Annotated in this window: 13 protein-coding genes; 6 read left to right on the top strand and 7 right to left on the bottom strand. The window is 67.8% G+C overall.

Annotated features, from left to right (window positions below; all coding sequences use genetic code 11):
- Nucleotides 1-38: 38 nt before the first annotated feature.
- Nucleotides 39-377 (bottom strand): hypothetical protein, encoded by a 339-nt coding sequence (locus JW805_03695; protein MBN2971119.1) that lies wholly within the window; start codon nt 375-377, stop codon nt 39-41.
- Between the two features lie 128 nt (nt 378-505).
- Nucleotides 506-2,257, bottom strand: a complete 1,752-nt coding sequence (locus tag JW805_03690; protein ID MBN2971118.1) for a DUF885 domain-containing protein — start codon at nt 2,255-2,257, stop codon at nt 506-508.
- Nucleotides 2,258-2,436: 179 nt separating this feature from the next.
- Here JW805_03690 and JW805_03685 point away from each other — a divergent pair, with 179 nt between their 5' ends.
- The gene (locus tag JW805_03685) at nt 2,437-2,757 is read left to right on the top strand and encodes a hypothetical protein (protein ID MBN2971117.1); all 321 of its coding nucleotides are present in this window, start codon (nt 2,437-2,439) and stop codon (nt 2,755-2,757) included.
- On the opposite strand, the gene JW805_03680 is transcribed toward JW805_03685, so the two are convergent.
- Entirely contained in the window at nt 2,741-3,862 is a 1,122-nt protein-coding gene (locus JW805_03680) for a transcriptional regulator (GenBank protein ID MBN2971116.1), read from the bottom strand. The genes JW805_03685 and JW805_03680 overlap by 17 nt on opposite strands.
- Before the next feature lie 374 nt (nt 3,863-4,236).
- Nucleotides 4,237-5,895: a DNA repair protein RecN gene (gene recN / locus JW805_03675; GenBank protein MBN2971115.1), complete on the bottom strand. Its 1,659-nt coding sequence runs from the start codon at nt 5,893-5,895 to the stop codon at nt 4,237-4,239.
- Between the two features lie 366 nt (nt 5,896-6,261).
- Here recN and JW805_03670 point away from each other — a divergent pair, with 366 nt between their 5' ends.
- Genes JW805_03670 through JW805_03655 form a run of 4 tightly spaced genes read left to right on the top strand, consistent with a single transcriptional unit; the run spans nt 6,262 to nt 8,464 of the window.
- On the top strand, nt 6,262-6,909 hold the full coding sequence (locus tag JW805_03670; GenBank protein MBN2971114.1) for an alpha/beta hydrolase: 648 nt from the start codon (nt 6,262-6,264) through the stop codon (nt 6,907-6,909).
- Nucleotides 6,910-6,928: 19 nt separating this feature from the next.
- Nucleotides 6,929-7,897 (top strand): alpha/beta hydrolase, encoded by a 969-nt coding sequence (locus JW805_03665; GenBank protein ID MBN2971113.1) that lies wholly within the window; start codon nt 6,929-6,931, stop codon nt 7,895-7,897.
- 44 nt (nt 7,898-7,941) lie between these two features.
- Nucleotides 7,942-8,190, top strand: a complete 249-nt coding sequence (locus JW805_03660) for a type II toxin-antitoxin system Phd/YefM family antitoxin (protein ID MBN2971112.1) — start codon at nt 7,942-7,944, stop codon at nt 8,188-8,190.
- The gene (locus tag JW805_03655) at nt 8,180-8,464 is read left to right on the top strand and encodes a type II toxin-antitoxin system RelE/ParE family toxin (GenBank protein ID MBN2971111.1); all 285 of its coding nucleotides are present in this window, start codon (nt 8,180-8,182) and stop codon (nt 8,462-8,464) included. The genes JW805_03660 and JW805_03655 overlap by 11 nt, the downstream gene beginning before the upstream one ends.
- On the opposite strand, the gene JW805_03650 is transcribed toward JW805_03655, so the two are convergent.
- A complete protein-coding gene (locus JW805_03650) occupies nt 8,461-10,383 on the bottom strand; it encodes a 1-deoxy-D-xylulose-5-phosphate synthase (protein ID MBN2971110.1) in 1,923 nt (640 codons plus the stop codon). The genes JW805_03655 and JW805_03650 overlap by 4 nt on opposite strands.
- Nucleotides 10,384-10,450: 67 nt before the next feature.
- Here JW805_03650 and JW805_03645 point away from each other — a divergent pair, with 67 nt between their 5' ends.
- Nucleotides 10,451-10,981: a GNAT family N-acetyltransferase gene (locus JW805_03645; protein ID MBN2971109.1), complete on the top strand. Its 531-nt coding sequence runs from the start codon at nt 10,451-10,453 to the stop codon at nt 10,979-10,981.
- A 131-nt stretch (nt 10,982-11,112) separates the two neighbouring features.
- On the opposite strand, the gene JW805_03640 is transcribed toward JW805_03645, so the two are convergent.
- Both JW805_03640 and ykgO read right to left on the bottom strand, forming a co-directional pair.
- Nucleotides 11,113-11,730 (bottom strand): HAD family phosphatase, encoded by a 618-nt coding sequence (locus JW805_03640; GenBank protein MBN2971108.1) that lies wholly within the window; start codon nt 11,728-11,730, stop codon nt 11,113-11,115.
- Between the two features lie 119 nt (nt 11,731-11,849).
- Nucleotides 11,850-11,975: a type B 50S ribosomal protein L36 gene (gene ykgO, locus JW805_03635; GenBank protein ID MBN2971107.1), complete on the bottom strand. Its 126-nt coding sequence runs from the start codon at nt 11,973-11,975 to the stop codon at nt 11,850-11,852.
- Nucleotides 11,976-12,098: the final 123 nt, after the last annotated feature.

The raw sequence follows: 12,098 nt of genomic DNA, 5'->3' as shown, positions 1-12,098 counted from the left end.
GAAGGGCCCCGCCGTTATCGGCGAGGCCCCGCGCTTCCTTAGCGGTAGCGGCGATCCTGGCGATCGTTGCGCTCCCAGCGGACCTGGCGCGACAGCGCGTCGAAGCGGCGGTCGAGGTCGCGGCGTTCCCACTGCGACAGGCCACCCTGGCGGTAGCGCTGCTCCAGGCGGACGACCTGGCGGAACTCGCCACGCAAGCGTACCGCTTCACGACGGGTCAGCGATCCATTACGAATGCCCTGGTCGATGCGGCGATCGAGGTTCGCGACGCGCGCGTTGATCGGCTGCCAGTTGTTATAGCCCTGCGCGCTCGCGACGGCGGGGACCGTGGCGGTGGCGATGCCGAGACCGGCGAGCATCAGTGTGAGCTTCTTCATGATACGCACTCCTCTTAAACCAACCCTGTTCGGGCATGAGAGGAATGTGGAACGCAGCTGTCGCAACACCGTGCCGCAAACGCGGGAAAAGTGTCGCAAATCTATGGCAGGCTAACGACTTCGTTCAGTTATCCGGCGTTCATCTGCCTGGTAATCCAGTCGGTCATATGCGCGTCGAGCACGTCGAGCGGGACCGAGCCCTGTTCCAGTACGGCGTCGTTGAAGGCGGCCAGATCGAACTTTGCGCCCAGCGCCCCTTCCGCCTTACGCCGTAGCTCCAGGATCTTGAGCTCGCCCAGCTTGTAGCCCAGTGCCTGCCCCGGCCAGGCGATGTAGCGGTTGACCTCCGCATCGATGTTCGCCGCCGACAAAGCGGTGTTATCGAGCATGAATCGAACCGCCTGTTCCTTCGTCCAGCCCTTGGCATGAATGCCGGTGTCGACGACCAGCCGGCAGGCGCGCCACATATCGTAGCTCAAGCGCCCCATCTGCTTCTCGGGCGTGTCGTACAAGCCCATCTCGTTGCCCAAAGTCTCGGCATACAGCCCCCAGCCCTCGGTGAAGGCGGTGAAATGGGCAAGCCGAGTCCGCAGCGGCGGCAGGTCGAGCTCCTGCTGCATCGCAATCTGCATGTGATGCCCCGGCACCGCTTCGTGCGCGGTCAGCGAGGGTAGCTCCCACAACGGGCGCTGGTCGAGCTTCGACGTGTTGACGTAATACGTCCCCGCGATCCGGTTCTGCGGGCTGCCCTGGCTGTAATAGGCGGTCGTGGTGCCTTCCGCGATTTCCGCCGGGATCGCGCGCACGCCGTAGGGCAGGCGCGGCAGGCGGTAGAACAGCGTCGGCATCTTGCCATCGATGACCTTGGCGACGCGCGAGGCGGCGGCCAGCAGTTCCTCGGACGTCTTGGCGTAGAATTTGGGGTTCGTGCGAAGTTCAGCGATGAAGGCCTCGCGGGTTGCGAAGCCGGCCGATCTTGCGACACCTTCCATCGCGGCGCGGATGCGGGCGACTTCGCTCAATCCGATCTGATGGATCGCCTCCGGGTCCAGGTCGGTCGTCGTCTGCTGGCGCACGGCAAAGCGATAATATGCCGGCCCGCCCGGCTGGGCTGCCACACTCGCGACCTTCGCGCAGGCGGGTATGTAGCGGTCGCGGATATAGTCGGCAGCCTTCGTATAGGCCGGGTTCACGCGGCCACCGATCACGCTCCTCGCGCGCGACTGGAGCGCGACCCATTCGGTGTCGCTGGCATCCCGCGGCTTGGCCTTGACGAACGGCGTATAGAAGCGAGAGGCGGCCGGATCGGTCGTGACGACGCCGCGGATCGCGCCCTCGACCCCGCCCATCGAGACGCAGGGCTGGGCATAGCCGCCCGTCACCGCCTGTTCGGTGATCGCCAGCCAAATGTCGTTCACCGCCGGCAGCTTCTCGAGGCGGGTCAGATAATTGGCGTAATCCTGCTTCCCCCGGAAGTTCAGTCGCTCGCCCAGCCCGGCCATGCCCTGCCACGGTGAGGAATAGCTGGTGAACAGGATCATCCGCTGTCCGAAGCGATTGCCCTCGATTTGTTCGGTCAGCATCCGACGCAGGATCGCCTTGTTCGTACGATCGGACGTCGTCAGCGCGGTATCGGGGATCGCATCCAGCCGCCTGAGAAAAATCGTCGCCTGGGCGGCACGGGCGTCCTCGGCGGCGAGCGACGGGTCGCCCAGTTCGGTATCATAATCGCGCACGCCGACCGACGACGCGAAGGTCGGGCTTTCACGGAGCGTCCAGGCATAATGATCGGCCAGCAGCGCCTTCAGATCATCGGTCGGCGCCGCAGCCGCGGGCACCGCGAAGGCCAGTGCCAGCGCGCCGAAGGTCACGAAGGTCACACCAAGAGCGGGTTTTTGCCCAACAAGGCCGCGACGCGTCATTGGATGAAGTTCCCCGTTTCAAGCTTCGGCCCCGACGAGCGGCCTCGGGGCCGAAGGTGCGCAGGAAAAATCCAACATTGCAATCCGCCCATGCGCACGCCGCACCTGCGCCACAATCGGGTCGTTTCATCCCCGTCATGATCGCGACTCTGCTGCTTGCCCAGGCAACGACGCCCGTGCTCACGATCACCCCGCCGCCTCAGCCCTTCGACCTGGCGAATGTCAAAACCCGCACCGAGTGCAGGGATATCGATTTCGCCGCCGTACAGGCCGAAGTGATCGTGTGCGCCACGCGGCCGAAGTCGCCACCACCGGTATCGCCGGGCCAGTTTGCGGAAAAGCCTCTGAAGCCCGAGGTCGATGTGCTTGGAGGAAAACTGGATGTGGCGGCCGAGCAGAAGAGCACGCTGATGGGCACCGCGCCGGCGGCGATGGCACGGTTCAAGCTGAAGTTCTGACCGCCCGCTCCCGCCGGGTCGCCGCCAGCGTCCGTTCGGCGAGCGTGATCGCGGCGACCAGACAGGCGGCGAACAGGCCGCCCTCGAATGCGCCGGTCACGGCAAGGCCGAGCCGGTCGCCGGCTAGCGACAGGAGCGCGTCGAAACGCATCCGCGACCCCGGAAACGCGTCCGACAACAGCATCAGGCTGCCGGCGAACATCCGTCCGCCCGACGCCACGATCGCAGCGCCCGCCAGCCCGCCGATCACCCCCGCCGCCAGAATCGCCCGGCGGAGCGCCATACGGGTCGCGAGCCACGCCGCGAGGCCCACCGCGGCGCCCAGCGCCAGCCCCTCGAGCGCGCCGGTGACATTCCCCGGCGAACGCCCGAACAGCAACGTGATCGCGTCGATCCCCAGCAGCTTCACGAACGCGCCGACGACCATGCCGCCAACTGCGCCGCCCAGAATGCGCCAGCGCGCGTCCCCGGCGCGCGTTGCCAGCGCGATGCCGAACGCGACCCCGACCCCGCCGAGCAGCGCGATGAGGATCGTCAGGCACAGCATCACGATCAACACCGATGCCGCCCCCGGCCCCGCCGACACCGGCTGCGCGGCGCCGGCAAATCCGTAGATCAGGCCGCCGATAAGCCCCGCCATTCCCGCGCCGACCGTCCCCGCACCGCCGAGCAGCAGCGCGTCGCGGCGGCGCTCGCCGATGGCGTCGGCAGTGATCGAGGACGCAGGCGAGCCGATTTCGGCGACCACCACGTCCGGCGCGGCGACGGCGGCGACGAAGCGATAGCCGTGCTTGGGGACCGTTTCGATGAAGCGCGGGCGGCTCGCGTCGTCGCCCAGCGTCCGACGCAGCGTCTTGATGCACTGGGTCAGCGCCTCGTCGGTGACGGGCACCCCGCGCCAGACCTCCTCCAGAAACCGGTCCTTCGTCACCAGCCGGCCGTTCTCACGGACCAGCAGCACCAGCGCATCGAGATAGCGGGCGTTGACGTCGACCGGGCTACCGTCGCGTGTCAGCCGCCGGTCGGTCGCATCAAGGTGCCAAGCATCGAAACGGTAGCTGTCGGTCATCGCGTGCGGTGGAGCATGGGCGGTGCGGGATGGCAAGGTGGTTGGCTTTCGTGTCGATCAAAGCATCGCCATGCTCCCGCGGAGGCGGGAGCCTAGAGCCGCAAGCGAGCTGCCCGCAGCCCTGGGCTCCCGCCTCCGCGGGAGCCCAGGGGGAAGACAGGCTTGCCTGTACCCGGCGAAGGCCGGGGCCCAGTTACACGCCGGTAGAGCGTAGCACCGCCGCGAACGCATCGTACCTGGACCCCGGCCTTCGCCGGGGAACGGTGAATTGAGAGCGGGGACCGCCCGCCCCCTCTTCCGTCATTCCCGCGGAGGCGGGAATCCATTCCGGCTGACCTTCGTGAGACTTACTACGACCCGCGCCAATTGATCCCCGCCTTTGCGGGGATGACGGTTGAACAGGGATACCGCTACGCCGCGATCAGCCGCTCGGCTTGCGCCCGCGCTTCCGCGGTGATCTCCGCGCCCGACAGCATCCGCGCGATTTCCTCGCGGCGGTCGTCGGCGTCGAGCACGCGCACACCGGTGCGGGTCACGGTGCCGTCGTGGCTCTTGGCGATCAGCAGATGCTGGTCGCCGCGCGCCGCGACCTGGGGGCTGTGGGTCACGACCAGCAGTTGCGCGCCCTTCGCCAGCCGCGACAGGCGGTCGCCGATCGCGCTCGCCACCGCGCCGCCGACCCCACGGTCGATTTCGTCGAAGATCAGCGTTTCCGCGCCGCCTTCTTCGGCCAGAGCAACCTTCAGCGCCAGGATGAAGCGCGACAATTCGCCGCCGCTGGCGATCTTCATCAGTGAGCCGAACGGCGCGCCGGGGTTGGTCGCAACCAGGAATTCGACGCGGTCGCGGCCGTGCGCGCCCCAACTGTCGCGCGGCAAAGGCTCGACGAGGGTGCGGAAGCGCGCCGCATCGAGCTTCAGCGGCGCGAATTCCGTCGCGACCGCGGTATCGAGCCGTTCGGCAGCGCTGCTTCGCGCCACCGACAGGGCTTCGGCGGCGGCGGCATAGGCCGCTTCGGTCCCCGCGACATCGGCCTCGAGCCTGGCGAGCCCGGCCTCGCCGCTTTCCAGTCGGTCGAGCCGGCCGCGCAGCTCCGCAGTCAGCGCCGCCAGGTCGTCGGGCTGGACACGGTGTTTGCGCGCCATACCGCGCAGGTCGAACAGACGGGATTCGTCCTCTTCCTGTGCGCGCGGGTCGAACGAGAGTTCGCGCGCCGCCTCGACCAGTTTATCCTCGGCCACCGCGCCCTCGATCACGGCGCGATCGACCGCGGCGAGTGCTTCGGCCAGCGCCTCGTGATCGGGCGCGATACGTTCGAGCACGCGGGCCGCCTGGCGCAACTTGGACAGGCCACCGTCGCCGTCGGTCAGGAACGCCTCCACGGCGCGCAAGTCGTCGGCGATCTTTTCCGCGCGCTGCATGCCGCGACGACGGTCGGCGAGCGTTTCCTCCTCGCCTGGTTCGGGCGCGAGCGCCTCCAGTTCGGCGACCGCGTGTTCCAGCCATTCGCGGTCGCGCGCCGCCGCCTCGATTTCGGCGCGCGCCGCGGCCAGCACGGCTTCGGCATCGCGCCACGCGCGGTGGGCGATCGCGCAGGTCCCGGCATCGATCCGGCCGAAGGCGTCGAGCAAGGCGCGGTGGCCGGCCGGCGCCAGCAGCCCGCGGTCGTCGTGCTGGCCATGGATTTCGACGAGATAGGCGCCGAGTTCGCGCAATAGCGCCGCCGACACCGGCTGGCCGCCGACGAACGCGCGGCTGCCGCCATCGGCTTTTACCACGCGGCGAATGACGAGCGGCTCGCCCGGCTCCATATCCAGGCCGTTCTGGGCGAGAACGGACGTCAGATGATGGTCGGCCGGCAGGTCGAAGCTGGCGGCGACGCTCGCCTGCGCCGCGCCATGGCGGACGAGGCCGCTGTCCGCCCGCGCACCCAGCGCCAGCCCCAGCGAATCGAGCAGGATCGACTTGCCCGCCCCCGTCTCGCCGGTGAGCACGCCCAGCCCGGGCGCGAAATCGAGGTCGAGCGCCTCGATCAGCACGACGTCGCGAATGGAAAGCGCGGTCAGCATATGTTCCGCCCTTTGCCACGGCTTGAGGCGGGGGGGAAGGTGGGTTCGGCTGGCGGCGCAACATCGTGCGATCGATCTTTCGCGCCGTTCCCCGCCAAGACCGGGGCATGGACGGGCCTTGATGGAGCTTCGGCAGAACCGCAGCCGGGGCGGCGCGACAAGCGCACGTACGCCCGCCGTGTAGCGCCCTCGCGAAAGCGCGACAGGCGCCCTTCGAACCGCCTCACCCGCCCATCGTCCTGGCGCACGGCCTATTGTCCATCGGAACGATAGGAATTAGTTCTGCGTTCGGGAGGAGTCGGTCGTGCAGCGCCATCAGCTCCCGGTGCCGCACGACCGTCCCCGCCCCGCAACGAGGAGGACATCATGGTGCAATTTCGAGACCAGTCCCCGACCATCCTGACCGTGCCGGGCCTTGGTGGCTCCGGGCCCAGCCACTGGCAAAGCCTGTGGGAGGCGGCACGCGACGACACCGTGCGCGCCGACCTGGGCCTGTGGGACAAGCCACATCGCAACAGCTGGGTGACGAAACTCGATCAGGCGATCCGGACCGCACAGGCGCCGGTGGTACTGGTCGGCCATTCGCTCGGCTGTCTCGCGATCGCCTGGTGGGCGACGCTGTCGCCACAGCCTTACGGCTGGCCGGTCGCCGGCGCTCTGCTCGTCGCCCCGGCCGATGTCGATCGCCATGACGGGCCGCCCGAGCTGGCGGGCTTTGCACCGGCGCCGACGACGCCGCTGCCCTTCCCGTCGATCGTGGTGGCCAGTCGCGACGATCCGTGGATTCGGTTCGAGCGCGCACAGGCGCTGGCGAGCGGCTGGGGCAGTCATCTGGTCGACGCCGGCAGCGCAGGGCATATCAACGCGGCGAGTGGCGTGGGCGATTGGGCGGAGGGGCAGGCGCTGCTCGCCGAGCTGATCGACGATATCGGTCTTGCGCATTCGCCGAACGAAGGGCGCGCGTTGCTCGCGCAGCGGCTGGCGGCACCGGTGGAGGCTCGCCCCGCGTCGTGATCCGTGGCAGGTTGCGGCGATGACGATCGATCGCCGCACCCTGCTCGCCGCCTCCCTCTCTGCCGTGCCTGCGGGTGTGGTGGCGCAGACCCTCCCACCCATATCGGCGCCCGAGACGATCTATCTGTGGCCCAGTCGCGATGGGCCGGGGCTGACCAACGCCGCGCTGGCCGAGGTGGTCGAGAACCGGAGTCAGGACCCCGCCCGGCCCGACCGCGCGGTGTGGGGGGTGCGCCAGCCGCGGATGGACGTGTATCGGCCCGCCCAGGCGAACGGTGCTGCCATGCTGGTGATGCCGGGTGGCGGCTATACGCGGCTGTCGAGCGACAACGAAGGCCGCGAGCAGGCGCGCTGGCTGACCGCGCGTGGGATCACCGTGTTCGTGCTGACCTATCGCCTGCCGGCGGAGGGGTGGCGCGACCCGGCGAACACGCCGTTAGCCGACGCGCAACGCGCGATGCGGCTGATCCGGGCGAATGCGGCGCGCTTCGGGGTCGATCCGGCGCGGGTGGGCGCGATGGGCTTTTCCGCAGGCGGACACCTTTGCGCGGACCTGGCGACGCGGTTCGGCCGCGCGGTCTACGCCCCGGTCGATGCCGCGGACCAGCTGAGCGCCCGCCCGACGATCGCCGCGCCGATCTATCCGGTCGTGTCGATGGAGGAGGACCTGGCCCACGCCGGATCGCGCGCCAAGCTGATCGGCGCGGACGCGACCGAGACGATGGTCATCGAACACTCCCCCGACCGCCAGGTGACGAAGGACACGCCGCCGCTGTTCATCATCCATGCCGAGGACGATGCGACGGTGAAGGTCGCCAACAGCCTCGCCCTGCACGCCGCCGCGCGCGGCGCCGGGGTGCCGGTCGAGATGCACCTGTTCGAAAAGGGCGGGCACGGCTTCGGTTGGGGCCGCCGGACGGCAGGACTGCCCGCGCATCTGTGGCCGGACCTGATGCTCCTGTGGGCGAAGGGGCGGTTGATTGCCTGACGCCTCGATATGACCTATTTATGGGTCATTGAAAGGCTCTTGTCATGATCGACCCTATCCTCGCTGGCGCCAGCATCAGCATCAGCGATTTCAAGAAAAACCCGTCGGCCGCCATCGCCGCGGCCGGCGGTTTTCCGGTGGCGATCCTGAACCGCAACAAGGCATCGGCCTATTTGGTCCCTGCCGAAGCCTGGGCCGAAATGATCGAGCGCCTAGAGGATGCCGAACTTGCGGCGATCGTTCGCGACCGCTCCGACGAGACGCCGGTGCTGGTCGCGCTTGATGCGCTATGACCTCGCCTTCCTGCCGAGCGCGCTGAAGGAATGGGAGAAGCTGGGTGCGAATGTCCGCGCCCAGTTTAAGAAGAAGCTGGCCGAGCGACTGGACGACCCACACGTCCCGGCCGCCCGCCTGTCCGGCATGGCGGACTGCTACAAGATCAAGCTTCGCGCGGCCGGTTACAGGCTGGTCTACCGCGTTGACGACGGCACGATCACGGTAATCGTCGTCGCGGTCGGCAAACGCGACCGCAACGCCGTGTACAAGGCCGCCGTCAAACGACGTTAAGCCCGCGCCTCCGCCACGCCTTCGCTATTGTGTCGCAGTGCCTTCAGCACCGTATCGACGATGTGCGCGGCGTTGAGCCTGGCCTCGTCATACTGCAGCTCCGGCTTGTCCTGATCCTGGAATACGTCGGGGAGGCGCATCGTGCGCAGCTTGAGCCCCGCGTCGATCAACCCCGCGTCGCTGGCGTAGGTCAGGACGTGGGCGCCAAGACCGCCGACCGCGGCTTCCTCGATCGTGACTGCGACTTCGTGGGTCGTCAGCAGGCGGCGGATCAGGTCCTCGTCGAGGGGTTTCGCAAAGCGCAGGTCGGCGACCGTCGTCGACAGGCCCTTGGCCTCCAGCGCATCGGCAGCCTTCAGCGCCTCGGCCAGACGCGTGCCGAGCGACAGGATGGCGACGGTCTTGCCCTCGCGCACTACCCGACCCTTGCCGATCTCGAGGCGCTGCGGCACCTCGGGCAGGGTGACGCCGGTGCCGTTGCCGCGCGGATAGCGAACCGCGATCGGCCCCGTGTCGTGCAACACCGCGGTATGCGTCATATGGACCAGCTCGGCCTCGTCCGCCGGGGACATCACGACGAAGTTCGGCAGCGTCGCCAGATACGTCACATCGAAGCTGCCCGCGTGGGTCGCGCCGTCCGCGCCGACCAGTCCCGCACGGTCGATCGCAAAGCGCACCGGCAGGTTCTGAATCGCGACATCGTGGACGACCTGGTCGTAGGCGCGTTGCAGGAAGGTCGAATAGATCGCGCAGAACGGGCGCATGCCCTGCGCGGCGAGCCCCGCGGCGAAGGTCACCGCATGTTGTTCGGCGATGCCGACGTCGAACGCGCGGTCGGGATAGGCCTTGGCGAAGCGATCGACGCCGGTGCCCGAGGGCATGGCAGCGGTGATCGCGACGATGCGCGGGTCGCTTGCAGCCTCCTTTACCAGCGCGTCGCCGAAGACGTTCTGGTAGGCCGGCGGCCCCGGCGGCGCCTTCGCCTGCGCACCGGTGATCACGTCGAACTTCTGGACACCGTGATATTTGTCCGCCGAATTCTCGGCCGGGGCATAGCCCTTGCCCTTCTGCGTCACGACGTGAATCAGGACCGGACCCTCCTTCGCGTCGCGGACATTCTCCAGCACCGGAATCAGATGTTCGAGGTTATGGCCGTCGATCGGCCCGACATAATAGAAGCCGAGTTCCTCGAAGAGCGTGCCGCCGGTCGCCATGCCGCGGGCATATTCCTCGACCTTCGACGCGGTCTTGTGCACGCGCTTGGACAGCTTCGACGTCAGCTTCGAGGCGAGGCTGCGCAGGCCGAGATACTCGCTGCTCGACACCATCCGCGCGAGATAGGCCGACAGCCCGCCCACCGGCGGTGCGATCGACATGTCGTTGTCGTTCAGGATGACGACCAGCCGGTTGCCCGCGGCCTCGGCATTGTTCATCGCCTCGTACGCCATGCCCGCCGACATCGACCCGTCGCCGATCACGGCGATCGCCTTGCCCGGCGAATCGGTCAGCTTGTTGGCGATGGCGAAGCCCAGCGCCGCCGAAATCGACGTCGACGAATGTGCCGCGCCGAACGGGTCATATTCGCTTTCGCTGCGCTTGGTGAAGCCGCTCAGCCCCCCGCCCTGGCGCAGCGTGCGGATGCGGTCGCGGCGGCCGGTCAGGATCTTGTGCGGATAGCATTGGTGGCCGACGTCCCAGATCAGCCGGTCGTCGGGCGTGTTGAAGACGTAGTGGATCGCGACCGTCAGCTCGACCACGCCGAGCCCGGAACCGAGGTGCCCGCCGGTCTGGCCGACGGCGGAAATCGTCTCAGCACGGAGTTCATCGGCAAGCTGTCTCAACTGCTTGGGAGCGAGCTTTCGCAGGTCGGCCGGCGTGTTCACCGTGTCGAGCAACGGGGTATCAGGCGTATCGGACATTCGACCCGTTTATCCGAGCCATTGATCGGTGTCGAATGATACCGTCGTTGCTGGTACGGAACGGCACATGACGCCGCGCCTCGCCACCGAAACCGATATCCCCGCGATCGCCGACCTGATGGCCCGCGCGTCGGACGCTCTGCAGCGCGCCTTCCTGACGCCGGCACAGCTGGCGGCGAGCCGGCATTTCATGGGGCTGGATACGCAGCTGATCGCCGACCGCACCTATTTCGTGATCGAGGAGAGCGGTGCCATCATCGGCTGCGGTGGGTGGAGCCGCCGGGCGACGCTGTTCGGCGGTGACGCCAGTGCGATCGCGCGGGAGGCGCGACTGCTCGACCCCGCGACCGAGCCGGCGAAGGTCCGCGCGATGTACACCGACCCCGACCGTGCCCGCCGCGGGATCGGGCGCCGGATGCTCCAGACCTGCGAGGACGCGGCGCGCGCGGCAGGCTTCACCCGCGTCGAGTTGATGGCCACGCTGTCGGGCGAGCCGCTGTACCGGGCGTGCGGCTATGGCGCGATCGAGGCGGTGATGGTGGAAGCGGACGGTATCGCGCCGGTGCCGATGGTGCGGATGGAGAAGGAACTGAGGTGACAGCTAATCCTCCCCTGCAAGGGGAGGTGGCGCGCGACACGCGCGACGGAGGGGTGTCACCCTATCCGGAAAGCGGGACACCCCTCCGTCAGGCCTGCGGCCTGCCCCCTCCCCTTCAAAGGGAGGATTGTTTAGATTCCAAACCCCAGCCCGCGCAGTTCGGTACGCAGCTTCGGTTCGTCCTCGAACAGGATCGCGTGGATGCCGAGCCTTGCCGCGCTTGCCACGTTCGCCGCATTGTCGTCGACGAACACCGCCTGCTCCGCCGTAACCCCGAAGCGGTCGAGCGCCAGGCGGTAGATGGCGGGATCGGGCTTCACCAGTTTCTCGTCGCCCGACACGACGATGTCGCGGAAGCGATCGAACAGGAAGGCGTCGCGCGCACGCAGTTCGGGGAAGAATTCACCGGAGAAATTGGTGATCGCGTAGAGCGGCACGCCGACCGCATCGAGATCGGCGACCAGTTCGTGCATGCCAGGGATCGGCGCGCCGATCGATTCGAGGAAGCGCGGGCCCCAATGGCCGATCAGGTCGGCATGTTGCGGGAACCTGGCGACGAGTTCGACCGAGGTTTCGGCGAACGGACGACCGGCGTCGTGCTGGAAATGCCATTCCATCGTCAGCACGTCGCGCAGAAACGCGTCGAGCGCCTCACCCTCGGGAATGAGACGCTCGTACAGGAACCGCGGGTTCCAGTCGTAGAGGACCTTGCCGACGTCGAAGATGACGGTGTTCGGCGGCATGGTCATCTTTATGCTTCCTGGCGGGAGCCGACACCGAAGCGAATTCGGTGTCGTCGGTCGGCGCTCTTGGCGCCGCCGGCCGGGCTTTCGGCTTTGCGGGGATTAGCGCCGCTAATCCCGCGGCCTTAGCCCTGACGCGCCTTGAAGCGGCGATTCGTCTTGTTGATGACGTAGATACGGCCGCGACGACGGATCACGCGGTTGTCCCGGTGACGGTCCTTGAGGGACTTGAGCGAGTTGACGATCTTCATGGCGTGCTGGCCGCTTCTTTAATTTGATGGTTTCGGAAAAATGAGGCGCCCGCCTATAAGCGGGGGTCGGCGAAGTCAAGGACGAAGCGGGTGTACCCGCAGGCGTCCGGGTCCTCGCGCTAC

It is taken from the genome of Roseomonas aeriglobus (genome assembly GCA_016937575.1).
Taxonomy (GTDB): Bacteria; Pseudomonadota; Alphaproteobacteria; order Sphingomonadales; family Sphingomonadaceae; genus Sphingomonas; species Sphingomonas aerigloba.
Note: the sequence above shows the minus strand (reverse complement) of the source record. Positions and strands in the feature narration are given on the sequence as shown.

Bases quoted from the DNA above. Each gene is read 5' to 3' on its own strand.
- JW805_03640 (MBN2971108.1), bottom strand. From the start codon at position 11,730: ATGACCATGCCGCCGAACACCGTCATCTTCGACGTCGGCAAGGTCCTC.
- JW805_03665 (MBN2971113.1), top strand. From the start codon at position 6,929: ATGACGATCGATCGCCGCACCCTGCTCGCCGCCTCCCTCTCTGCCGTG.
- JW805_03655 (MBN2971111.1), top strand. From the start codon at position 8,180: ATGCGCTATGACCTCGCCTTCCTGCCGAGCGCGCTGAAGGAATGGGAG.
- JW805_03650 (MBN2971110.1), bottom strand. From the start codon at position 10,383: ATGTCCGATACGCCTGATACCCCGTTGCTCGACACGGTGAACACGCCG.
- JW805_03660 (MBN2971112.1), top strand. From the start codon at position 7,942: ATGATCGACCCTATCCTCGCTGGCGCCAGCATCAGCATCAGCGATTTC.
- recN (MBN2971115.1), bottom strand. From the start codon at position 5,895: ATGCTGACCGCGCTTTCCATTCGCGACGTCGTGCTGATCGAGGCGCTC.
- JW805_03695 (MBN2971119.1), bottom strand. From the start codon at position 377: ATGAAGAAGCTCACACTGATGCTCGCCGGTCTCGGCATCGCCACCGCC.
- ykgO (MBN2971107.1), bottom strand. From the start codon at position 11,975: ATGAAGATCGTCAACTCGCTCAAGTCCCTCAAGGACCGTCACCGGGAC.
- JW805_03670 (MBN2971114.1), top strand. From the start codon at position 6,262: ATGGTGCAATTTCGAGACCAGTCCCCGACCATCCTGACCGTGCCGGGC.
- JW805_03645 (MBN2971109.1), top strand. From the start codon at position 10,451: ATGACGCCGCGCCTCGCCACCGAAACCGATATCCCCGCGATCGCCGAC.
- JW805_03685 (MBN2971117.1), top strand. From the start codon at position 2,437: ATGATCGCGACTCTGCTGCTTGCCCAGGCAACGACGCCCGTGCTCACG.